The 24306-nt window shown below is 32.1% G+C and carries 24 protein-coding genes and 1 riboswitch; of the genes, 14 read left to right on the top strand and 10 right to left on the bottom strand.

The features are described from left to right. Nucleotides 1-34: 34 nt before the first annotated feature. The gene (locus LQ682_RS08210) at nt 35-568 is read right to left on the bottom strand and encodes a hypothetical protein (protein ID WP_239703894.1); all 534 of its coding nucleotides are present in this window, start codon (nt 566-568) and stop codon (nt 35-37) included. 132 nt (nt 569-700) lie between these two features. Further along, entirely contained in the window at nt 701-2314 is a 1614-nt protein-coding gene (locus tag LQ682_RS08205; RefSeq protein WP_239703895.1) for a BCCT family transporter, read from the bottom strand. 241 nt (nt 2315-2555) lie between these two features. Between LQ682_RS08205 and LQ682_RS08200 the strand changes: the two genes are divergently transcribed. Continuing rightward, entirely contained in the window at nt 2556-3131 is a 576-nt protein-coding gene (locus LQ682_RS08200; RefSeq protein ID WP_016999229.1) for an ArsR/SmtB family transcription factor, read from the top strand. Then, on the top strand, nt 3131-4378 hold the full coding sequence (locus LQ682_RS08195) for an MFS transporter (RefSeq protein ID WP_026023626.1): 1248 nt from the start codon (nt 3131-3133) through the stop codon (nt 4376-4378). The genes LQ682_RS08200 and LQ682_RS08195 overlap by 1 nt, the downstream gene beginning before the upstream one ends. Nucleotides 4379-4397: 19 nt before the next feature. On the opposite strand, the gene LQ682_RS08190 is transcribed toward LQ682_RS08195, so the two are convergent. Then, nucleotides 4398-4979, bottom strand: coding sequence for an alpha/beta hydrolase (locus LQ682_RS08190; protein WP_218729853.1), 582 nt, complete (start codon nt 4977-4979; stop codon nt 4398-4400). A gap of 36 nt (nt 4980-5015) precedes the next feature. Between LQ682_RS08190 and LQ682_RS08185 the strand changes: the two genes are divergently transcribed. The 5 genes from LQ682_RS08185 (at nt 5016) to LQ682_RS08165 (ending at nt 8258) form a co-directional block, all read left to right on the top strand. After that, nucleotides 5016-5987, top strand: coding sequence for a VOC family protein (locus tag LQ682_RS08185; protein ID WP_016999232.1), 972 nt, complete (start codon nt 5016-5018; stop codon nt 5985-5987). 15 nt (nt 5988-6002) lie between these two features. After that, on the top strand, nt 6003-6365 hold the full coding sequence (locus tag LQ682_RS08180) for a hypothetical protein (protein ID WP_147640572.1): 363 nt from the start codon (nt 6003-6005) through the stop codon (nt 6363-6365). Between the two features lie 228 nt (nt 6366-6593). Continuing rightward, on the top strand, nt 6594-6917 hold the full coding sequence (locus LQ682_RS08175; protein WP_016999234.1) for a PadR family transcriptional regulator: 324 nt from the start codon (nt 6594-6596) through the stop codon (nt 6915-6917). Continuing rightward, a complete protein-coding gene (locus LQ682_RS08170) occupies nt 6910-7470 on the top strand; it encodes an HAAS signaling domain-containing protein (RefSeq protein ID WP_016999235.1) in 561 nt (186 codons plus the stop codon). Before LQ682_RS08175 ends, LQ682_RS08170 begins: the two co-directional genes overlap by 8 nt. After that, nucleotides 7467-8258, top strand: a complete 792-nt coding sequence (locus LQ682_RS08165) for a DUF4097 family beta strand repeat-containing protein (protein WP_239705238.1) — start codon at nt 7467-7469, stop codon at nt 8256-8258. Before LQ682_RS08170 ends, LQ682_RS08165 begins: the two co-directional genes overlap by 4 nt. A gap of 115 nt (nt 8259-8373) precedes the next feature. Here the strand turns inward: LQ682_RS08165 and LQ682_RS08160 are convergent, their stop codons facing one another. Beyond that, nucleotides 8374-8715, bottom strand: a complete 342-nt coding sequence (locus tag LQ682_RS08160; RefSeq protein WP_231051521.1) for a helix-turn-helix domain-containing protein — start codon at nt 8713-8715, stop codon at nt 8374-8376. A gap of 129 nt (nt 8716-8844) precedes the next feature. After that, a riboswitch (guanidine-I (ykkC/yxkD leader) is annotated at nt 8845-8943 on the top strand. A 50-nt stretch (nt 8944-8993) separates the two neighbouring features. On the opposite strand from LQ682_RS08160, the gene LQ682_RS08155 reads away from it, so the two are divergent. Then, on the top strand, nt 8994-9317 hold the full coding sequence (locus tag LQ682_RS08155) for a DMT family transporter (protein WP_016999238.1): 324 nt from the start codon (nt 8994-8996) through the stop codon (nt 9315-9317). Between the two features lies 1 nt (nt 9318). Next, nucleotides 9319-9633, top strand: coding sequence for a DMT family transporter (locus LQ682_RS08150; protein ID WP_016999239.1), 315 nt, complete (start codon nt 9319-9321; stop codon nt 9631-9633). A gap of 7 nt (nt 9634-9640) precedes the next feature. Here LQ682_RS08150 and LQ682_RS08145 read toward each other — a convergent pair whose 3' ends face one another. Next, nucleotides 9641-10093, bottom strand: a complete 453-nt coding sequence (locus LQ682_RS08145) for a GNAT family N-acetyltransferase (RefSeq protein ID WP_103268547.1) — start codon at nt 10091-10093, stop codon at nt 9641-9643. A gap of 107 nt (nt 10094-10200) precedes the next feature. Here LQ682_RS08145 and LQ682_RS08140 point away from each other — a divergent pair, with 107 nt between their 5' ends. The 3 genes from LQ682_RS08140 to LQ682_RS08130 all read left to right on the top strand — a co-directional run bounded on the left by LQ682_RS08140 (nt 10201) and on the right by LQ682_RS08130 (nt 13614). Continuing rightward, nucleotides 10201-11097 carry a TIGR01777 family oxidoreductase gene (locus LQ682_RS08140; RefSeq protein ID WP_147640573.1) on the top strand — a complete coding sequence of 299 codons (897 nt, stop codon included), beginning with the start codon at nt 10201-10203 and terminating at the stop codon, nt 11095-11097. A gap of 127 nt (nt 11098-11224) precedes the next feature. Beyond that, complete coding sequence (gene rocD, locus LQ682_RS08135) at nt 11225-12436, top strand: ornithine--oxo-acid transaminase (RefSeq protein WP_016999242.1); 1212 nt, start codon at nt 11225-11227, stop codon at nt 12434-12436. A gap of 107 nt (nt 12437-12543) precedes the next feature. Continuing rightward, nucleotides 12544-13614: an NAD/NADP-dependent octopine/nopaline dehydrogenase family protein gene (locus tag LQ682_RS08130; RefSeq protein WP_103268545.1), complete on the top strand. Its 1071-nt coding sequence runs from the start codon at nt 12544-12546 to the stop codon at nt 13612-13614. A gap of 82 nt (nt 13615-13696) precedes the next feature. Here LQ682_RS08130 and LQ682_RS08125 read toward each other — a convergent pair whose 3' ends face one another. Further along, complete coding sequence (locus LQ682_RS08125; RefSeq protein WP_103268544.1) at nt 13697-14860, bottom strand: MFS transporter; 1164 nt, start codon at nt 14858-14860, stop codon at nt 13697-13699. A gap of 177 nt (nt 14861-15037) precedes the next feature. On the opposite strand from LQ682_RS08125, the gene LQ682_RS08120 reads away from it, so the two are divergent. Further along, the gene (locus LQ682_RS08120) at nt 15038-15967 is read left to right on the top strand and encodes a VOC family protein (protein WP_103268543.1); all 930 of its coding nucleotides are present in this window, start codon (nt 15038-15040) and stop codon (nt 15965-15967) included. Nucleotides 15968-16185: 218 nt separating this feature from the next. On the opposite strand, the gene LQ682_RS08115 is transcribed toward LQ682_RS08120, so the two are convergent. The 4 genes from LQ682_RS08115 to gltC form a co-directional block, all read right to left on the bottom strand. Further along, the gene (locus LQ682_RS08115; protein ID WP_017000867.1) at nt 16186-16953 is read right to left on the bottom strand and encodes a YibE/F family protein; all 768 of its coding nucleotides are present in this window, start codon (nt 16951-16953) and stop codon (nt 16186-16188) included. Then, nucleotides 16953-18068, bottom strand: a complete 1116-nt coding sequence (locus LQ682_RS08110; RefSeq protein WP_017000868.1) for a YibE/F family protein — start codon at nt 18066-18068, stop codon at nt 16953-16955. The genes LQ682_RS08115 and LQ682_RS08110 overlap by 1 nt, the downstream gene beginning before the upstream one ends. A 71-nt stretch (nt 18069-18139) precedes the next feature. Further along, on the bottom strand, nt 18140-18751 hold the full coding sequence (locus LQ682_RS08105) for a DNA-3-methyladenine glycosylase (RefSeq protein ID WP_064204267.1): 612 nt from the start codon (nt 18749-18751) through the stop codon (nt 18140-18142). Between the two features lie 15 nt (nt 18752-18766). Next, complete coding sequence (gene gltC / locus LQ682_RS08100; RefSeq protein WP_239724106.1) at nt 18767-19654, bottom strand: glutamate biosynthesis transcriptional regulator GltC; 888 nt, start codon at nt 19652-19654, stop codon at nt 18767-18769. Between the two features lie 144 nt (nt 19655-19798). On the opposite strand from gltC, the gene gltB reads away from it, so the two are divergent. After that, nucleotides 19799-24292 (top strand): glutamate synthase large subunit, encoded by a 4494-nt coding sequence (gltB, locus tag LQ682_RS08095; RefSeq protein ID WP_239724104.1) that lies wholly within the window; start codon nt 19799-19801, stop codon nt 24290-24292. Nucleotides 24293-24306: the final 14 nt, after the last annotated feature.

The raw sequence follows: 24306 nt of genomic DNA, 5'->3' as shown, positions 1-24306 counted from the left end.
TAATAAAACGAAATTTCTGTCCCACTCCTTTATGTCACTTTATGTTGAGGATTTTTTCGATATCTTGAGTAGATTTCCATTCTTCTAAAGTAGAAGGATCAATATGTAGAAATATTCCATCTTCAGTGTTGATGTATTCTCCGTCTTGAGAACCTTTACCACCGAAGTAATAGGACTGATTATTTTTTTCGAAATAATCTTTAAGGGCTTGTTTTAAAGATTGTCTTAATTTAATTTCTTCTTTAACTTCATTATTGTCGTAATAATAATTATCGATTTTAGTCGAACCTGAAGTAATGCCATGGTGTTGGTTCATATATGCTATTTCTTCCCAACTAAAGTATAAGTATTCGCCCGTACTAAAGGAATATTGAGTAAGTGGAACAATAGAATCCTTCCATTTAATATTAATAAACTCAGTTAAATCTTCAATTTTTAGAATGTAGTTATCATTATAATCTTTCTTAACATTAGGAACACTATTAATCCAACTTACTACATCTTCTTCAGTATTGAATGCACCTATTAATTGAGTTGTTTCATCGTCTTGAAGAGATAATATATACACTATAATCGCCTCCTTTTTTCCTAATTTTACCACAGCAAAATAAATTTAAAAGGTAGAGGAACAGAAATCTACTTGTCATAAAAAAAGATCCCGAGACGAATTTTTATGTCTCGGAATCTTAAAATGTTTATATTATACAGGTCCATTATCATAATAAGTTTCTTTTTTAGAACTATCTCTTTTTTCATTCTCAAATGAATTTATATATTCTTGATAACGTCTTTTATTTGGTGTAATAGTCATACCTAAATACTTACGATCACCGTTAGCATCTTTATAGAATGCAATCACCATCAAAATAATTACAAAGCTAAATGGTAGAGCTGAAATAATTGCGGCGGATTGCAGAGCGTCTAGACCTGTATCGCCACCTGCTAATAACAATACATACGCAATAGCTGATAAAGAAACGCCCCATACAATTTTTACAAAACCTGATGGATTTAATCTACCGAAAGATGTTTGCATGCCTAAAACAAATGTTGCTGAATCTGCTGATGTAATAAAGAAGGATGCAATCAGAGCTAACGCTACAATTGATAGAACAAATCCAAACGGCAGTTCATTAAAAATACCAAATAATTGTGTTTCTGCAGGCAATTTAAATATAGCATTGTGTTCTTTTCCAGTTTCTATACCTGTAACACCGAATACAGTGAACCATATAATACTGATTACTACAGGTACTCCTAGGACACCACATACGAATTCACGAATAGAACGACCTTTAGAAATTCGAGCAATAAATAAACCAACGAATGGACTCCAACTCATCCACCAACCCCAGTAATATATCGTCCACGTTTGCAGCCATTTTTCTTTTTGCTCATTTAATGGTGCGACGTCTAAACTGTTATAAATAAGCGTGTTTAAATAATCACCAGTACCTGCTGTCATCATATTTAAAATTAATAATGTAGGGCCAACTATAAATAAAATAACGAGTAATATAGTTGCTAATATCATATTTAAATTACTTAAATATTGGATACCTTTACTTAAACCGCTCCAAGCACTATATAAGAACAGAACTGTTACAATGGCGATGATAATGCCTTGTACTAGTTTATTATTTGGCACATCAAATAAGTAATTTAAACCTGCATTAATTTGAATAGCACCTACACCTAGAGAGACAGCTACACCTATGATTGTAGCGAAGACAGATATAACATCTACTGTTGTACCTATAGGGCCTTCAACTTTATTACCTAAAATAGGACGTAATGTTCTAGATATAAGCCCGTTTTCACCTTTACGAAATTGAGAATAAGCTAAACATAAAGCAACGATTCCATATATTGCCCAAGGGTGAAATCCATAGTCCATAAAGGAACCTCTAAAAGCTTCTACCATTGCCTCTTTTGTTTCAGGTTTAGCTGTTGGAGGAGCGAGGTAATGAGCTATTGGTTCAGATGCCCCATAGAACACAAGACCAATACCCATACCTGCACTAAATAGCATAGCCAACCATGAAACTGTATGAAATTCAGGTTTGTCATCAGGCTTTCCAAGTTTTAATTTCCCGATAGGGCTAAAGACTAAGAAAATAGTAAAGCCTAAAATAACTGTATAAAGTAACATGTAATACCATCCGAAAGTAGTCGATACCCAAGCTGACATCATACCAGTGATTTCTCCGAATTGTTTTGGGAGAATAGCGCCGATTACTACAAGGAAACCAACAATACTTGCCGCATATACAAATACATTAGAAAATTGTTTTTCTTTATTGATAACATTCACTTCCCCTTTAAAAATAAAATACAGTTTTAAATCATACCATAGTGAGTAAGATATTCAACCGTGCATAGGGAGGTAGTGAACTTCCATGAAAGTGTTTATAAGTATTAAAAATTCTGTTGATTATGATTAGACCATACTTTGTACCAAATTTTGACTTACATGTATCATTAAAATATATACCCTTGTTTTAATTTATTTAATCGGTTAAAATAAGTTAACCGTAAAATATGGAGGGGAAATCATGGAATATAATAGATATGAAATTAATACTTTTGATGAACTGAAATGTATTTCTGATAAATTGAGAATGGAAATCTCAATGTTGCTTATTGAAAAAGAAATGACAGCAACTGAAATTGGCAAGAAACTAGAGATACCGAAAGCCAAAATTTTTTATCACCTTAAAGAATTAGAAAAGTATGAAATGGTTAAATTGAGTCGAAGCGAGGTTAAAGGGAGTAACGTGTATAAATATTATGTGGCGACGCATAATGGTTTTAAAGTGAATCCTCATTTATTGAATGTTTATCAAGAAGAAATTTCTAATTCTACTAAAGGTATGATGCTAGCGCAAATTAATAGAACAATTGATGTTTTGAATACTTATGGTTTAATTACTACTGATGAACAGTTAATTTCTAAGACGGTTCAAGCTAGGTGGTCTAAAGCGCAGTTTGAATCTTTTAATGAGCGACTAGATCAATTAATTGAAGATATTGATAAACAAGAAAAAGATGGCTCAGAACCTTTATATTATTTAAACATGGTAGGGTTTGAAGTTAGCGATAAAATTTTTAATCGTCAGGATAATGAATAATGCGGTCAGTCTTAAAACATCATTCGTTTATGCGCTTGATATTTGGGAGGTTACTAACAAATACTGCCGACAGTATTTATTTCATTACCACGATGTGGCTTATTTACGATATTACTAAAAGTTCAGCTATGACGGGATTATTGAGTAGTTTAATTGTAATACCAAGCTGTTTACAAATGTTTTATGGTCCTGTTATTGATCACTTTAATGTGAAGAAAATCCTCATTAATTCTCAGCTTGTGCAAGCAGTTTTGATTGGGTTTATTGCAGTTATGTTATTTTTCAACTATGAAAATGCAGTTATTATTATCATACTTGTAGTATCAGCTGCTCTATTAGGCGAAGTGTCTTATCCTATTAGTAATAAATTAGTCCCTTCGTTATTACCAAAAGATAAAATTGTAACCGGTAATGCCATGATGTCTTTTTCTAATCAAAGTATGGATTTAGTATTGAATACTGTTATATCTATTTTAATATCAGTGGTGAGCATTTATTCATTATATGTTATGAATACGATTGTGTTTGTTGTAGCAGCAATTGTGTATTCTACAATTAAAATAAAAGCAAACCAAAATATAACGAATCAATTCAGTTTCAAAGATTATAAGCAATCTTTAGTAGAAGGTATGTATATTGTTAGACATTCTTTGCTATGGATTTTTCAGATTGGTGCTTTTTCCGTTAATTTTGGTATTGGAATAGTTTATACAGCATTACCGGTCTTATCCCATTATTTAAATGAACCTGTATACTACGGATTATTCTTGTCAGCTATTTCATTAGGTATGGTTTCATCGACTTTAGTTGTAAGTTTTATTAAGAAATTTCCTTTCGGTAAAATCATGGTTATCACATTTTTAATGTCGGGTGTATGTTTGTTAGTAGGGTTTATTTTGCCCGTTTATCTATATATTGCTTTCTTTGCTGTCAGTTGGCTTTCAGTGGGATTAGCTAATATTTTATTTTTATCAGCTGGACAAGCAATTATTCCAGAATTTATGTTAGGACGCATTACATCCATTACTAGTAGTTTAGGTGTGATAGGTTTGCCATTGGGCAGCTTGATAGGAGGATTCTTATTAGAAGTGATTAATCCTATTTCCATGATTAGTTTAACAGGATGTTTCTTTATTATATTAGGCATCATTTGGTTATTGCATCCGCAACTATTTAAGTTAAAAGCGATTGACCATTTAACTTTGGAAGATTTTAATATTAAAATAAAAAATAATCCTCCAAATTAAAATTGGAAGATTATAATTGTTAAATTAAACTTTTTAATAACTCTATTTCTGGATCAACTAGCTCATGATCGCTATCTAATAGTTCGAAATGGACTTTTTTGAAGTAAGGTTTAAGTTGTTCTGCTAAACCTTTCACATCGCCTGGAAGCGCAAAATAATCGTTAGCACCAGCGGTAATAATTAAAGAAGTGTTATGATAATTTTTTGAAATGTTATAATTTAATTGAGCTGGATGTAATAGTAAAATTTGATCTACGTGTGCTAAAGATTGCTCGAGCAGACCAAGTATAAAGTTTGCTCCATTTGAGTACCCTAAAAATATGACTTTATCATATGAATGTTCGTAAATGAAATGGTTCCAAAATTGTATGAATGATTTTGTACGATGATTGAAATCATCTCTATCAAGTTGATTGTTTTTCAGTGGTGCAAAAAAACGTCTTTCTATGCCTTCACCAACGTTGCCTAAAAAGCTAAGTGTATGAACATCTGGCATTATTTCACCGGAAATAGGTAGCAGCTGATATTGATTGCCCCCAGTACCGTGAAACAGTACAATAAGCGTATTGTTATTTTGATTTTCTTGTAAGAAGTATTCCATAAAATCTCCTCCATAAATTTGAAAGGGGTGTCGTGTATGAATCACCATTCAATTATACACCATGTATCCATTATAAATAATGACGCAGAACAATCTTTTAATTTCTATCGTAATATATTAGGTCTTAATTTGCTAATGAAGACTGTAAATCAAGAAAATTATGAAATGTATCATATATTTTTTGCAGATAAATACGGACGTCCTGGGACTGAAGTAACCTTATTTGAAATGAAAGAGGGAACTAATAATCATTTCGGTACGAATGCGTTTGATAGATTATTATTTAAAGTGCCTTCAAAAGAATCTTTAAAATACTGGGAAAGACGCTTCGATGAACTTGACGTTTGTCACTATGGTTTAGAAATTTACACTGACCGCAGTCTTATTCGCTTCGAAGGTCCAGACGAGACACCACTAGGTTTAATCGTTATGTCTGAACAAGAGAATTTAGATGATTATTACACAGATGAAAAAGGTATAATACCTATAGAGCATCAAATTATTGCATTGGATTCTGTACATATGCGAACAAAGTATCCTGAGGCAAGTAAACAATTTTTCCAAAAATTATACAACTGGGAAGCGTATGAACGTACTACATTTTTCGATACTCAATTACCCGTTGAGATATTGCATAACAATAATCATAATATGTATCATGAAATACATATTGTTCATGATGCATTTAATAAACTTGAAGAACAAGGATTTGGGGGTATTCATCATGTAGCTATCTCAGCAAATGATGAGGAAGCACTTGTTCAAATTGAAAAGACATTAGATAAATTGAATATGAAACACTCATCAATAAAAAATAGAGGTTTCTTTAAATCTATTTATTACAGAGATCCTAACCAAGTGCTTTTTGAAGTTGCAACAATGAAACTCAATATCGACGAAGTGAAGTTCGAACAAAAATCTTTCGAAGAAATACCACTTTATTTGCCGGAACATTTAGAAGAAAAACGTACATTTATTGAAAAACAACTTAGAAAATCAAAATTTTAAATGAGGTGATTTTAATTGAATTCAGTAATTGAAAATATTAAATTTAAGCCACTTCGATTTACATTTACGTTTGTATTACCAGCTATTTTAATCATAGTATGTTTAGCCATATTTAAAACATCAACATTCACTTTATGGATGGGCGCGGTCTGGATTATACAATTTTTCCTAAACTTTAATCTATTTATATCGAGTGAAGTTTTAAATGATAAACTTAATAACATAATTAAAGAAAAAGGAATTACAAAAGAACAACTATTTGATATAACTGGTTTAACTAAATATGAAGTGACTGAAAGAAATGGTTATTATGACTTTTATTTCTCAGGATCTAAAAAGAAAAAATATTTAAAAATGCTTAAAAATTATAATGCTTAAATACATAGTATTTGATTTGAAAATCCTTGTTCAAGATAATTCTCCTAATCCGTTAGATGTTAACTTTCGGATTAGGAGAATTTATTTTTATATAGCATTTTTAATTTTTGATATAAATATATCTAGACTATTTATTGTTCAGTACCTTGCATTGTTTAATAGTGTGTGGTATATTTTTTGCAACAGCTATTATACATTGTTTAGTACTGAATAATGTGGGGGAAAATTATGAATATACAATTTAAAAAAGGTGCACTTGAATTTATAGTATTACTTATTATCAAAGGTGAAGACCAATATGGGTATTCATTAATTCAAAAAATAACACCTAGAATCATGATATCTGAAGGAACGGTTTATCCATTACTTAGACGTTTAGTTAAAGACGATTATTTAACGACTTATTACAAACCTTCAACTGAAGGACCAGCTAGAAAATATTATAAAATAACGGATTTAGGAATTGAGAGGTTAGAAAGTTTGTTAGATGAATGGAAGAGCTTTACAGAAGCGGTAGATTTATTTTTAGAGGAGAGTGAAATTGATGAATAAAAAGACATATTTAAACACGTTAAATAAACATTTGAAGAATATTTCTGATGAGGAACGTGCCGATATTCTAGATGAATATGAAACTCATTTTATTAGTGGTATCGAAGACGGACAAACTGAAGATATGATTGCTAAAGAGCTAGGACATCCTAAAGAAATTGCTAAAGAGCTCAATGCGACATTAGCACTTGATAGAGCAGAAACAAATAATAAAGTGGGTAACGTATGGCAAGCCATTATATCTGTGATGGGACTAGGAATATTAAATTTCTTTGTTATTTTAATTCCATTTGTCATTATTATTTCTATTTTATTTAGTTTTATCGTGACAACATTATCTTTATTAATTACACCAGCAATGTTGATTGTAAAAGGGCTTTACAATGGATTTGATGCAATACAATCAATTGACGTTTATGTCGTCATAACTAGTTTTGGTTTAGGTTTAATGATATTTACAGTCACTTATTTATTAACGAAATGGTCGTATAAATTGTTTGTAAAATATTTAAGATGGAATATTTCTATCGTTAAAGGAAGTGCTAAATCATGAAGAAAACATTATGGATATTATTTGGTGCTGGATTAATTTTGTTTATAGTATTTGGCACTATGACGTTAATAGAAGGTCAAAAATCAGCAAAGAACATGAGTGAAGAAACGCTTATTAATGAAACTTACCAAAGTGAGATAAAGAATATCAAAGTAAATGGAAAAGATGCAGCCGTAAAAATTAAAAAAGGTAACCAATTTAAAGTGAAATCAGTTGGAAGCAAAGATGATTTCCAAGTAAGCTCAAAGGTTAGAGGCGATACTTTAGATATTAATGTTAAAAATCAATTTGACATAATAAATTTTGATTTATTTAAAAACATGCATACACAAATTGAAGTTACAGTACCAGAAGAATTAAATAGCTTAAATGTAAAAACAGATACAGGGAAATTAAGCGTTAAAGATATTAAATCTCAAACTTCAACATTTAAAGTAGATACAGGTATGATAGATATTTCAAATTCACAATTGGGAAATTTAAAAGTGGATTCAGATACTGGAAAAATTTCAACGCATAATATAGATTTAGAAAGTGGCAAATTAGAAGCAGACACAGGAACAATTAAAATGAATGGTGTACCAGCTGATAAACCACTTAATATTAAGACAGACACAGGTGCTATTAAACTAATATATAATGAAGCACCAAAGAATACATTTTTAGATATCGAACAAGACGTCGGTAATGCTAAAATCAATCAACCAGAATTGAAAAATAAAAAAGTAGGATCTGGAGATAATTTAGTGAAAATTACGAGCGATGTGGGTTCTATTCAAATAGATTAATCAAATATTTTAGAAGCACTTAGGACATAATTCCCAATTCAAAATAAACAAGCATATCACTTAACTAATATTTTAGATAAAAGTGATATGCTTATTTTTATAAAATCATTATAAATTATTTTGAAGAAATATCTTTTATTAAATGATAAACTTCTCTTTTCTTCTCTTTACTTAAAGATCTTAATAATTGTATAGATTCATTAATGAGCATGGAGTCTTCTTCGTCTTCATAAGCTTCAGGGACATTGACCCACCCCATGATATACGCAGGTGTTGTTGAAAGAGCGATAGCTAATTTTTCGACCATTTTTGGCGTTAGTTTAGAAGTCTGTCCCGTTTCATAACGAGAAATTGTAGACTGGTTTACATCAGCTAGTTTAGCTAATTTATATGTCGTAAATCCAAGTTCTTCCCTTCTTTGTTTAATACGATATCCTGTATGATTCAATGATTTCACCTCAATTACTTTAAATCATAGTCTGTTATATATATTATATATGATTTGTGTTGTTATTTGTTAATTTGTGATACGAATTATACTTTCATTGACCAGTCAAAATCTATTTGCTATAATTCAAATTAATTTAATAAAGCTTTCTAGGGTTCCGTAACACAATGTTAGCCTGGACCGAGAGAAAGCCACAAGTTAATGCTTGTGACACGGAAGGATAAAAGCCTGGGAGACTTATTTTTAATATAAGTTTCCCGGGCTTTTTAATTTGAGGAGGAATCATAATGAATTGGTTAAAAATTATCATTGGTGCAGTATTTGAGGTGGTCTGGGTAGTTGGTTTAACACATTCAAGTAACGTATTAGAATGGATTGTTACTTTAATAGCTATTGTAATTAGTTTCTATTTATTAATAACAGCTTCAAAAGCATTACCTGTTGGAACATCGTATGCAGTTTATGTTGGTTTAGGTGCTACGGGTGTCACAATTGTTGATTTTGTATTTTTCGGACAGCCAGTCGTTATTGGCAAAATCATTTTAATCATCACACTTATTATCGGTGTAGTAGGTCTTAAATTAGTTACACCAGAAGGGGAGGAAAGTTAAAATGGCTTGGTTAATATTAATTATGGCAGGTTTATTTGAAATGTTAGGCGTACTCTTCATTAATATTTACTCAAAAAGAAATAACGTTAAATCTTTATTAGGTCTCATGTTATTCTTTGGCTTAAGCTTTATTTGTTTAACAATCGCAATGAAAAGTATTTCGATGAGTACGAGTTATGCTGTTTGGACAGGCATTGGTGCTGTCGGTGGTGCACTATTAGGAATTATATTCTACGGTGAATCCAAAAATATAAAAAGAATTTTATTTATCGGAATCATACTAGCGAGTACAATCGGTTTAAAATTAATTAGTTAACGTTATTTTATAAATCATAATTTATTTCCATCCATTCAGGTGCTTCTTCAAATCCTAATTTTTTATAAACGGGTTTACCTAAAGGAGAAGCAGCTAAAAATATTTTTTTAATGTCACGCGCTTCAGCATCTTTAATGAGTAAAGAAATAATTTGTTGTGCGATGCCATGACCTCTAAAGTTAGGATGTGTGTATATATTAGTTACGTATGCACGTTCTCCTGATTGGTTTATGTATGAAGGAGGAAATGGATAATAAATAATTGCGCCCGTAGCAATTACTTCTTCATTTTCGACTGCTAAAAGCTGATAAAGAGATTCGTCTGTTATGACATTTGTAAAAAATGTTTCTAAATCATGATCAATATCTATAATGGGGTTTGAGCCTTCATCTATTAATTGTTGTTTTCTTAGTTTTACAATTATATTTAAGTCATCAATCGTTGCTTTTCTTATATGCATGATAACTACTCCTTGTCGTTTATTTATTATGGGTCATTTTTTGATTTAAGGGTATAGTACCATTATAGATGAACAAATAAAACAACTTAAATTAAAGTAGGGATAAAATGAAAAGAATACTCATAACAGGTGGCACAGGTTTAGTAGGAAGTGAACTAGTTGATTATTATTTGGCAAATAACGATGAGGTCTATGTTCTAACGAGAAGTGATAGAGATTCTAACAATACATCTTTATATTATATTAATTGGTCGAAAGAAAATTGGGAAAAAGCAATACCGAAAATAGATGTTGTAATCAATTTAGCCGGAGCTAGTTTAATGAACCGTTGGACAGAGGATTATAAAGAAACTATTATGAATAGCCGTATAGAATCAACGAATCGTTTGTTTAAATTTTTTGAGGCACAAGACTATGCACCAGAAGTATTATTTAACGCGAGCGCAGTTGGTTATTATCCACCTTCCAAAGTTGTATCTTATGACGAATATGATCAATTCTTATCTCATGACTTCTTATCTACAGTCGTTGAAAGATGGGAAGAAACAGCATTATTATTTAAAGAATTAGGAACAAGAGTCGTTATCGGTAGATTTGGTATCATTCTTTCTAATAAGGGAGGAGCTTTGACTACAATGGTTAAGCCTTATAAATTCTTTGTTGGCGGTTCTTTAGGTTCAGGAGAACAGTGGATGAGCTGGATACATCTTGAAGACTTAAAAGAGGCCATAACAACTTTAATTAATAATAAAGATAAACAAGGTGTGTATAATATTTGTAGTCCAAACCCTGTGCGTCAAAAAGTGTTAGGAAAAACAATTGCTCAAACTATAAATAGACCGCATTTCTTGCCAGGACCAAAATTTGCTTTAAGGGCGGTCTTAGGTGAACAATCGACAATGATATTAGATGTACAAAGAGTATTTCCTAAGAAATTATTGGAGATGCGTTTTCCATTTAAATATCCAGAAATTGATGAAGCAATCAAAGACTTATTAAATTAAATAGATTAAATTATTAAAAGAGAAGTGAAAAACTTCTCTTTTTGTTTTGACTTATTCTCCGATAATATGTATCATATATGAATAATAATACGAAATATAGAATATTTATTATGAAGGTGGATGTTAAATGAATAATTATATTGAACTAACTGAAAAGTATAGCCCGAATAACTATAGCCCTTTAAATATTGTTTTGACAGAAGGTAAAGGTGCATATGTTAAAGATTCAGAAGGTAATACATATATTGATTGTGTGTCAGGTTTCTCTGTATTAAATCAAGGACATTGTCATCCAAAAATCATTCAAGCATTCTTGGAACAAAGCCAAAAGATTACGATGACTTCAAGAGCTTTATATAGTGATAATTTAGGCGTTTGGGAAGAAAAAGTATGCAAACTGACGAATAAAAATAAAGTCTTGCCGATGAATACTGGAACTGAAGCGGTAGAAACAGCGATTAAAGTTGCGACAAAATGGTCACAAGATGTGAAAGGTTTAAATGCGCATGATGCTGAAATTATAGCAATGGAAGGTAACTTTCATGGTAGAACAATAGGCTCATTATCTTTATCATCAAATGATCAATATAAAGAAGGGTTTGGTGAGCTAGCTGGCAATATAAAATATAGTGAATTTGGAAACATTGAGGATTTATCTTCTAAAATCACATCTCAAACTGCAGCTATTATATTAGAACCAATACAAGGTGAAGGTGGCGTCAATATTCCACCAAAGAACTTTATTAAAGAAGTTAAAGAATTATGTGATGAACATAATATATTATTAATAGCTGATGAAATTCAAGTCGGATTAGGCAGAACTGGTAAGATGTTAGCAATTGAGTGGGAAGACGTTGAAGCGGATATAATATTACTCGGAAAAGCTTTAGGTGGTGGCTTTTATCCAATATCAGCAATAGCTGCTAATGATGATATTATGCAAGTTCTGACACCTGGAACACATGGATCGACTTTTGGTGGTAATCCATTAGCTTGCGCGGTTTCAATAGCATCATTAGATGTGTTAATCGATGAGTCTCTACCAGAGCGCTCTGTAGAATTAGGAGATAAATTATTAAAGGGTCTCCAAGAAATTAAAAGTCCAATTATTAAAGAAGTAAGGGGCCGTGGTTTATTTATGGGAATAGAACTCAATGAAAATGCACAAGAAATAGTATCAGAAATTAATCAACAAGGTGTTTTATGTAAAGAAACGCAAGGAAATATTATTCGTTTGGCACCTCCATTAGTTATTGAAGATAAAGATATTGATACCATCATTAACGTTATAACTGGTGTTATAGAGCGTGTATCAACGAAAGAATTAAATGAAAAATAAAATTTTTAAACGTTTTTAGTTAATAATTGTAATCATTATGTTAAAATTTCTTGGGTATTTATAAAATAAGCAATTATTTATGATGCTAAAAGAAAGGAGTTTTAAAAATGAAAATTGCAATTGTTGGCTCAGGTAATGGTGCAGTAACAGCTGCTTTAGATATGATAGATAAAGGTCACGAGGTTAAATTATATTGCCGAAATCAGTCTATAAATAAATTTGATAAAGCTTTTGAAAAAGGTGGATTTGAATTTAATAATGAAGGCGATAGTAAGTTTATAAAATTCACGAATATTAGTGATGATATTGAATATGTATTGAAAGATGCAGAATTAATTCAAATGATTATACCATCATCATTTATAGAACATTATGCTAAAACGATGGCGCCTTTTGTTAAAGAGAATCAATTAATACTCTTTAATATGGCAGCAGCAATGGGATCTATTAGGTTTATTAATGTATTAGAATCTAAGCATATTGATTTTAGACCACAATTTGCTGAAGTTAACACATTAACGTATGCTACGCGTGTTAATTATGATACTGCAGAAGTAAACTTATCTTTAAATGTGAAAAAAGTTCACTTTTCAACATATTATAAAACTTATTTAAATGAAAGCTTTAAATTAGTAGAGAAGTTATACCCTTATGTTGTTAAAGAAGAAAGTTTATGGAAAACAAACCTAGAAAACGGTAACCCAGAAGTACATCCTGGACCAACTTTATTAAACGTTGGTCGAATAGATTACTCAAAAGATTTCTCATTGTATTCAGAAGGTATTACACCTCATACGTTAAAATTACTTCATGCTGTAGAATTAGAAAGATTGGCACTCGGAAGAAAATTAGGGTTTGAGTTAAATACTGCTAAAGGTGCTCGTATTGAAAGAGGTTATTTATCAATAGAAGACGAAAACGTCCCTCTTAATAAATTATTTAATGACAGTCCTGTCTTTTCTCAAATACATGGACCAAATTCAGTAGACAATCGCTATCTTACAGAAGATATTGCATACGGATTAGTACTTTGGTCAAGTTTAGGGAAAGTTATCGGCGTAGAGACACCTAATATAGATGCAATTATCGCTATTGCATCAACAATTCTAGAAAGAGAATTCTTTGAAGAAGGTCTAACAGTAGAAGAACTTGGACTAGAAAAGCTAGGTTTAGCATAAAGCAAAAAGTGTTAACAATAAAAAAGAGTAAAGACATTTACACACTGTAGATGTCTTTACTTTTTTTGTATTAATAAATTATTTAAGTTGTGCTATCTCTAAATAGAGAACGGCTAATGAACACAGCTATAAAGGTTAAGAGTAGTGACAATATACCAATGCCTAACCATTCTAAATGTACATAGATATAACCGCCTAATATTGTTAATAAACTTGAGCCTACATAGTATCCTAGTAAATATAATGTAGACGCATGAGATTTGCTTGATTCTGTAAGTGTCGCTATATAACTACTTTGAATAGAATGTGCACCAAAGAATCCAAATGTCATTGCTGCTAAACCTACAATATCAATAGGTAAGTATGTGATGAATGTTAAGGCAATTCCTACAATCATAATGGTAATGGCAAGTGCGTAAGCTTTTTTAACACCAAGTTTAATACTTAATTTACCGAAATTGATAGAGCTATATGTACCAATTAAATAAAGTATAAATATAAAAGCAATAGTGGATTCGCTTAAAGAGAATGGAGGTTGTTCAAATCTAACAGTAATATAACTGTAAATTGTCACGAATGTACCCATTAATAAAAATGATAATGACATTGTTTTTAAAACTGCTGGAATTTTTAATAATTTAATGTATTTAAGCAAATGTTGTTTAGGGGAAATCCAGTTCGGAGTTTGGACTTTTGATACAGGTAATAAAGAGACCATCAAAATAGCAAAAATTAAATTAATTACGCTTAATGCACCAATTGCAATTTGCCAATTGAATAGATCAGTTAAAATACCGACAACGACACGTCCAGACATACCACCAAACGTTGTGCCTGCAACATATAAACCCATAACCTTACTTACACGGTCTTTATGAACTTCATCAGCAATATATGCCATGGCAGTAGAAGGAACGCCACTAAGTACTAAACCCATTAATCCTCGAATCACTAAGAAAACTTCAAATTGCTTAACAAATACACTAATCAAAGAAAGTATACTCACTAATAATACAGAGATAGACATCATACGTTTTTTTTCAATGTTGTTTAACATTGGAACGATAACTAATCCGACACCTAGCATAAAAGTAGAAATAGAAAGTGTTAAGCTCACATCAGATAACGAAACATCAAAATAGTGACTTAAGCCATTAAATATCGGTTGAGTTACATATAAACTGGAAAAAATAATAAAACCAGCTAATAACAAAGAAATTGATCTCTTTTTCTGTTCACTTGTCATGACGCATCTCTCCTTATTTTTTAATCATACATTTAAAAAAATGATTTTTCGAAAAATATGCATATTAAGACTACCCTCTCACTGAGTCCACTGCGAACGGTGTATAAAGTGAGTTGTATTTTTGTGCATGGATAATGAAACAGTTATAATGTACTTAAATATATAGGAGGTACAATTATGGTAGAAATATTAAGGCATCATCATATTTCAATGTTAACGAAAGATGCGAAGTTAAATAAAGATTTCTATGTAAACAAACTTGGTTTACGATTGTATTTAAAGACAGTCAATCAAGATGATACATCTATGTACCATTTATTTTATGGAGATGAAGTTGGCACACCTGGAACGTCATTAACATTTTTTGAGTTAAAGTCGATGGGTCAAACTTACAAAGGTACGAATAGTATATCTAGAATAGGATTGCTTGTACCTAGTGAAGAAAGTTTAAGTTATTGGAAAGAGCGCTTTGAAGAAATGGACGTCGACCATGATGCGATTGGCATTTACAATGGGCTTATGGCACTGCATTTTCGTGACCATGAAGGTCTAGAAATGGTATTGTTACCGAACGGTGATAGAAGGACGCCTCAAGATTGGCGTAATAATAGTTATTCAGATGTTCCGAAAGAACACCAGATTATGGGCATGGGGCCAATAGAATTTAAAATGGACCAAGTTACTGATATGAAAAACTTCTTGGAAAATGATTTAAACTTTGATGTCGCTGATTCCGAAAGTGAATTGCTTTATACAAGAGATCAAGAAGGATTGTATAGTGATATCGTACTAGTTGAAGAACAAGGAAAAAGAGGAAAACCGGGTAAAGGTAGTATTCACCACCTTGCTTTATCAGTCGCGGATGAAGAAGAGTTAAAGAAAGTAAAAGAGCTATTAGATAGTAAGAATGTCGTACATTCCGGCATAATAGATAGAGATTTCTTCAAAAGCTTGTACTACAGACATTCACATATATTAATTGAATTTGCTACAGAAGGACCGGGTGTCCCATACGATGATATTGATCAACTAGGAGAAAAATTAGATTTACCAAATTTCTTAGAGTCTAAGAGAGAAGAAATTGAATCAAATTTAGAGCCTATTTAATTAGAAAAGAATTCAGAAGATAAATGTTCTTGAGAACGAACAAAATCGAAAGTTTTATAAAAAATGAGGCTGGGACATAAATACTTGTCTCAGCCTCTTTTATTATAATGGCAGTAGCTGACTGGATTGAAAATGCGCTTATATCAAGCTTTTTCCAACCCTAGTCCCACTCCCATTATTTTGAGTAAGGAGTTTATTTTCGAACTTTTTTACATACTCTAATGTTCATTTAATTTATTGCGTCTTTTTATTAATTGTACTGTGATGATAGACGTTATAGGAATAGCGATACTGACTGCTATACCACCTAATAATATTGAAATGATTTCAGCTGCAAATATTTTAGCGTTTATAATTTCTCCAAATGTATAATTTAATTTTCCAAACCAAAAGAACAATGTAATTTGTCCGCCTATATAAGCAAAATATATTGTGTTTGTTGTTGTTGATAATATATCTCTACCTATAGTAAGTCCAGATTTAAAGAGTTGTTTTAAAGATATATTTGGTTGTGCTTCATATAGCTCGTACATAGGAGAACTGATAGAAATTGTTAAATCTATTACAGCTGCAATTACAGCTAAAACGATGGTAAAGACCATTAATTGTGCATAGTTAATACCGATATTCATCGAAAAGATATAAGTTTCATCTTGTTCTTCTTCTGTGAAACCTTGCAACATAGATATATCTACAATAAAGTATATTAATCCTATGAGAATGAGCGTTGTTATTATTGTAGCTAAAAATGCTGATTGTGTTTTTGTATTATATTCATTGATATAGAACAAATTGATGCATGCTATTAATAAACAAAAGATGATAAGCACGATAAAGATTGGTGCTTTATAGATAATAAGTAATATTGCGATAAATAATGTGAATATGTTTAAGAATAATGTTATAAATGAACGGAATCCTGTTTTGCCTCCAACTAAAATCATTAAAATGAGAAGGATAACAGCTAAAATGAAAGTAGTATCCATTATTTAGCCTCCTCTCTCTGCATAAATAACATCACGATAAAAATCGTAATAGGAATCGTGATGACAATACCTATCCCGCCCATCAAAGCTCTTGAAATTTCAAGGGACCAATTCATCGATAGTGTATACGTTACAGTATTGTTGTTTTTAAAATAAAGTATAACCATTGGGATACTTCCGGATAAATATGCAAAGAATAGTATGTTGGTCATTGTACCCATAATATCTTTACCTATATTGATACCAGATTGCTTTAACCGCTTCATAGATATTGTAGGATGTTGCGCCTTTATTTCATATAACGAACTTGTGAGTGTGATGGCAACATCCATAACGGCTCCTAAAGAACCGATTAAGATGGAAGCTAAGAATATTTGTGTTGGTTGAATTGTTAAAAAGCTCATCGTTTCATATTTGATGCCATTGCTGTTTGTTAAAGTCATAATCAGTTGAGAAATTCCTATACTGATAAAAGTGCCGAGCAATGTTGAAAGAATTGCAACGAATGTCTTTTTTGAAAAACCACTGACTAAAAGTAACGAAATGATAGTAGAAAAAATAACGGTTATAGCCATTAAAATAAAGAAATGCTGATTATCGTTTTTCATGAAATAATTAATCATTATTAAAATGACAGATACATTTATAAACAACGAGATAATTGAATAAAGGCCAGATTTTCTACCAACCATGAGTAAAGTGAATAAAAATAATCCGGTCATAAACACGACAGACGTATCTCGTTTTAAGCCTTTAATAATTGCAGAGCTTTCTTCACCAGTGTATGAGATGAGAACTTCATCACCTTTACGGTACTTTTCAGAGTCAGTAAGTGAGTCTGTGTATTTATGAGGTACGGTTAATGTTTTGCCTTTATATTTTCCATTAACAATTTTTAATTTTATGTTTTCGGTATGTACGATATCTTTGTTTTTATTTTGGTCAACTGTATTTTTACTTTTTTGATCCGTAATATTTGTGATGTGGCCAATAGGTGTCTTATAAAATTGCGCGTTATATTTTGTGAAGATTAAAGCCCCTATTAATAATACGATGAAAGCTAATATCGCTATATTGAAAGGTTTCTTTAAACTCGTTTTGAATTGCTGTTTCATATCATTGCACCATCACTTTTAATTTGTATTGAATAACGTATAGTATACGTATGAAAAAATGTGAATTCAAACTATTTCCATGTTTGTTCTATTGGTAATGTATCACGCTTTCTCGCTCTCGAAATATAAGGATGACCCGCAACAGTAAATCTTAAATGTTTTTCTGTCCATTCACCTTTGTTAGGTACGCCAATGCGAGCAGATGTATCGATGTTTTTAGGGTACTTTCGATTCATCGTATCGATTTTAAGACTGCCCGCTCCAATTTTTGTGCCATCTAGTGATTTAGATATTTGCATAGCTTGTGTGAATTTCCCAGGTCCATTTGTAAGTTCCACACCCGTCTTGTGATTACGGTTGATTTCCATTTGTTCTATGCCATTTTCAGGTTCTATAGCTCTTAATAACACACCTTGAGGTTCACCTTCAGTTTGTGTAACGAAGTTGATGAGCAACTGTTTGTGCATACTATGAGCATAAATTGTGCCACCTTCACAATATAGCGATTTGACACTCTTTGTATTTTTCCCGTTAAAGGAATGTGCAGCTTGATCGTGAATACCTACATATGCCTCTGTTTCTACAATATAACCTGTGTAAGTTAAGTCTTCAGTTTCATGAATCAGTCTTACCCCTAGTAAGTCCTGAGCAATCTCTTCGGTTGTTCTATTAATAAAGTCCATTGATTTAATTACCTCCTAATGATAAGTCGTTTGTCTATGAAGTAAAGTCTGAGCAAAATTGACGAATGCATTTAATTGCGCATGTTGGTTGTTCTGTTGATAGACGATATAAATTGTTCTTTTCAGTTCTGTGTGCGAAAGAGGTATTTTAACAAGGTGTTCATCCTCTATACCACCACTTAAATAATCAGCGATAATTAAAACACCTTTCTCAGCTAGTAGTGTTTGTTTTAATAAAGTTGGATTTGAAATTCGATATACTTTTTGTGAAGCATGCTTCCTTATAAGTTGTGCGATTTGATCCGGCAGTGTGTTGTAATAATAAATATATTGATGACTGAGTTGAGACAATGGTGGTTTCGGGTTCATAGATAAATCATTGTTGTTATGAACATATAAATTATAAGTTTCTTCAAACAAAGTGTTTTTAATAGTGTTTTTATTATTCATCATTTTAGGTGTTAGTTCACAAAGTGCGATGTCTATTTGATGAGCGTTTAGAGCTTCTTCAATTTCTATAGGTGTCATAAGCATCGGTCTTATTTCTATATTATGTTCTTGTTCAAACGATTTAATAATTGCAGGTAAGGCTTGTGCAACATAGCTTTCAGTATAAGCTAGTCTAATAGCTCTCTTATCAGTCTGGTCTTGATGAATAAATAATTCAGTAGTTTCTTCTACTAAATCTAAAATTTGATTCGCGTAAGATAGTAGTAATTCACCACGTTCAGTTAATTTTACATTTCTACCTTCTCTTAAAAATAAAACTGTATTGAGTTCTTTTTCTAAATTTGCAATTTGTCTGCTAATAGCTGATTGAGCAATTTCTAATTCTAATGCAGCTTCTGAAATGTGTTCCCGTTGTGCGACTTCTCTAAAATATATTAACTGTTTAATTTCCACGCTTTCCACCTCTTAAATTTATATTATCTAATTTTTAGATATATTTCATCTATTTTATATATTGTTAAGATAAGTCACATTAAAGTATGATGTTAACTATAAATTAGAGAAGATTCTGAAATTTTAAATTCGAGGTGATGTAGTATGTCATTAAAAAAAGATAGAAGACGACTTGGCCTATATGATTCAGCAGATGAGCATGATGCTTGTGGAATTGGTTTTTACGCCAATATGGATAATAAAAGGTCACATGATATTGTACTGAAATCAATTGAAATGCTTTGCAGATTAGATCATAGAGGTGGAGTTGGCGCTGATGGTATTACTGGCGATGGTGCTGGTATTATGACAGAAGTCCCTCACCTCTATTTTAAACAGAAGCTAAAGTTAAAATTACCATCTGAAGAACATTATGCAGTAGGGATGTTTTTTACAGATGAAAAGATTGCGGGTAGTATTCACGAAAAAAAGTTCAATGCTTTCTTTGAAGAAGAAGGCTTAAAAGTTATAACGTATCGAGACGTACCAGTAGATACTTCTGTATTAACTGATCATGTTGCAGAAACAATGCCAGCAATACAACAAGTTTTTGTTGAAAATAAAACGAGCGAACATTTTGATCGTTCGTTATTTATTGCTCGTAAACAAATTGAACGTTATGGTGAAGAGCAAAATTTAGATTTATACTTTGCAAGTTTATCTAGAAGAACGATTGTATATAAAGGTTGGTTGCGATCGGATCAAATTAAAGGATTATATGTCGATTTATTAGATGATGCATATGAATCAAAATTCGGTTCAGTTCATTCAAGATTTAGTACGAATACATTTCCGAGTTGGAAAAGAGCTCACCCTAATAGATTATTGATGCATAATGGTGAAATCAATACGATTAAAGGTAATGTGAATTGGATGAGAGCGCGCCAAGATAAATTAATAGAAACGATTTTTGGAGATGTTAAAGATAAAATTGGAGAAGTTTTAGACGAATCTGGTAGTGATTCTTCTATTGTAGATAATGCGCTTGAATTTTTAAGTTTAAGTATCCCACCAGAGCAAGCGGCTATGTTACTTATACCTGAGCCATGGTTATACAATGAAACACTAGACCCTAAAATTAGAGCTTTCTACGAATATTACAGTTATTTGATGGAACCATGGGACGGACCAACGATGATTAGTTTTTGTGACGGTGATAAATTAGGAGCATTAACAGATAGAAATGGATTAAGACCAGGTCGATACACAATTACTGACTCAAATGAAATTATTTTCTCATCTGAAGTTGGAGTAATTGATGTTGATGAAGAGCATGTTCTATATAAAGGTCAATTAAACCCAGGAAAATTATTACTTGTTGATTTTAAAGAAAATAAAGTTATTGAAAATGACGAATTGAAACAAAGAATAGCAAGTGAATATCCTTATGAAGAATGGGTACGTCAACAAGATTTAAATATTAACGACGTCATAGCGACACCATCAAGAACAAGTCAAGATCAATTATTCCAATTACAAAGAAGGTTTGGTTATACAAAAGAAGAAATCAATAAATATATGACGGAGTTAGTTAGTGAGCGAAAAGACCCGATTGGTGCTATGGGATTTGATACACCAGTTGCAGTATTGAGTACACAACCTGAATCATTATTTAATTATTTTAAACAACACTTCGCACAAGTTACCAATCCACCAATTGATTCATATCGAGAAAAAATTGTAACGAGTGAAATGGTTTATTTAGGCAAAGAAGGTAATCTATTAGAACCCCATCAAGATAATACGAAACGTATACAGCTAAATCATCCTGTATTGTCTAAAGCACAACTTCAAAAAATCCAAAATAGTACTTATCAGACAAAATTTATTTCTACGGTATATGGAACGTCGCTTGAAGATGCTTTAGACGAACTATCGCATAAAGTTTCACAAGCTGTAGCAAATGGTGCAGAAATAATAGTACTAGAAGATGAGTCGGTAAATGATTTAGAAAACCAATTTGCTATGCCGATGTTATTAGCAGTTAGTCATATTCATCAAAGTTTAATTAGAACTGGTCAGCGACTTGATACAAGTATCATTGCATATTCAGGTGAATGTCGAGAAGTCCATCATTTAGCTACTTTAATTGGATATGGCGCTAATGCAGTTGTTCCATATTTAGCACAGTATACAATAGAAGACTTAACAGAAACGGGTAGACTAACAGGTACTGTAGAGCAGAATATCGATGCGTATAGTCAAACGTTGTCAGCAGGATTGATTAAAGTAATGGCTAAGATGGGTATCTCGACTGTTCAAAGTTACCAAGGCGCTCAAATATTTGAAGCGATAGGTTTAGGCCAAGATGTGATCGATAAGTACTTTACAGGTACACCGTCTAAACTATCTGGGATTTCAATTGAAACGATAGACCAAGAAAATAAAGCGAGACAATCTGAAAATATTAAATATTTAAATTCTGGAAGTACGTTCCAATGGAGACTACAAGGTGACTATCATGCCTTTAACCCTAAAACTATTCATTTATTACAACATGCGTGTAGAGAAAATGATTACAAGATGTTTAAAGAATATTCAGAAGCGGCTGATAGTGAAAGAATGACTCATTTAAGAAACTTGCTTGAATTCAAAGAGAAAAAAGCAATCGATTTAAAAGAAGTAGAATCAGCAGATCAAATTGTAACAAGATTTAAAACAGGGGCAATGAGTTTTGGTTCAATATCTGAAGAAGCACATCAAACATTAGCAGAAGCAATGAACCGTATTGGTGGTCGTAGTAACAGTGGTGAAGGTGGAGAAAATCCAGAGCGTTACATCGTGAAACCGGATGGTACAAATTATATGAGTGCTATTAAACAAGTTGCATCTGGTAGGTTTGGTGTTACAAGCGATTACTTGCAACATTCTAAAGAAATTCAAATTAAGGTAGCGCAAGGTGCTAAACCAGGTGAAGGCGGACAATTGCCAGGCACTAAAGTTTATCCTTGGGTAGCTGAAGTTCGTGGTTCAACGCCTGGTGTAGGATTAATATCACCGCCGCCACATCATGATATTTATTCAATTGAAGATTTAGCACAGCTAATCCATGATTTAAAAAATGCAAATCGCAAATCAGATATTAGTGTGAAACTTGTTTCAAAATCAGGTGTAGGAACAATTGCTGCAGGTGTAGCAAAAGCTCATGCAGATAAAATTGTTATTAGTGGCTATGACGGCGGTACTGGTGCTTCACCTAAGACAAGTATTCAACATGCAGGTCTACCATGGGAAATCGGTTTATCGGAAACACATCAAACACTTATGTTAAATGGTTTACGTTCCCGTGTCACATTAGAAACAGACGGAAAATTAATGACTGGCCGCGATGTTGCATTAGCATGTGCATTAGGCGCTGAAGAATTTGCTTTCGCCACGGCACCGTTAGTAGTCCTTGGCTGTATTATGATGAGAGTTTGTCATAAAGATACGTGTCCAGTAGGGATTGCTACACAAAATGGAGAATTAAGAAAACTATTTACTGGAAAAGCAGACCATATAGTAAACTTTATGTATTTTATTGCCGAGGAAATAAGAGAAATTTTAGCTTCATTAGGCCTTAAGTCTATGGATGAGTTAGTAGGTCGAACAGATTTATTAGAAGTTTCGGAACGCTACTACACACACCCTAAAGCGAAAGAGCTAGATTTAGAGGCATTACTATTTGTTATCGAAGGAGATAAACATCGCATTATGGATCAAGATCACCAACTTGATAAAGGTTTTGATTTGTCTAAACTTTATGATGATGCTAAAGCTTCTATTGATTATGGTGAGAAATTTGTTGGAAGCTATAATATTAGAAATATTGAGCGTAATGTTGGTGTGATAACTGGTAGTTATATTACGGAAGTACATGGAGAACCTGGACTCCCAGAAGATACGATTTATGTCAAAACGTTTAAACATGCAGGACAAAGTTATGGTGCATTCACGCCTAAAGGTATGACTTTACATCATACTGGCGATGCGAATGACTATTTCGGAAAAGGGTTATCAGGCGCTAAACTTATTTTAAAGGCTCCAAACGAAGCAAGAGAAAATAATATTATTGTTGGTAATGTATGTTTTTATGGTGCAACGAGCGGTACAGCGTACATTAATGGACGAGCTGGTGAACGTTTTTGCGTTAGAAATAGTGGTGTAAATGTGGTTGTAGAAGGCGTGGGTGACCATGGTCTAGAATACATGACTGGTGGACGTGTCGTAATTTTAGGTGATGTTGGACGTAACTTCGGTCAAGGTATGAGTGGTGGCGTGTGTTACGTTGCTCCATCTGACATAGATGCATTTAAAAGAACAAACGCACTTGACACGCTAGAATTTGAAACGTTAAAAGATAAAAGTGAAATTACTAATTTGAAATTAATGCTAGAGGATCATGTTAAATATACAGATAGTAAAAAGGCGAAAATCATGTTAGAAGATTTTGATTTAATCGCGGAGAAAGTTGTAAAAGTCATTCCGAAAGACTATAAATTGATGATGCAGAAAATTTCACAGCATAAACTAGAAAATGAAGAAGATGCACTGTTAAATGCGTTCTTTGATGATCGTAAATCTATAGGTGATGAAGAAGAATTAGCTTCTGTTTATTAAGAAGGAGGGCATAA

It is taken from the genome of Mammaliicoccus sp. A-M4 (genome assembly GCF_022386955.1).
Classification (GTDB): Bacteria; Bacillota; Bacilli; order Staphylococcales; family Staphylococcaceae; genus Mammaliicoccus; species Mammaliicoccus lentus.
Note: the sequence above shows the minus strand (reverse complement) of the source record. Positions and strands in the feature narration are given on the sequence as shown.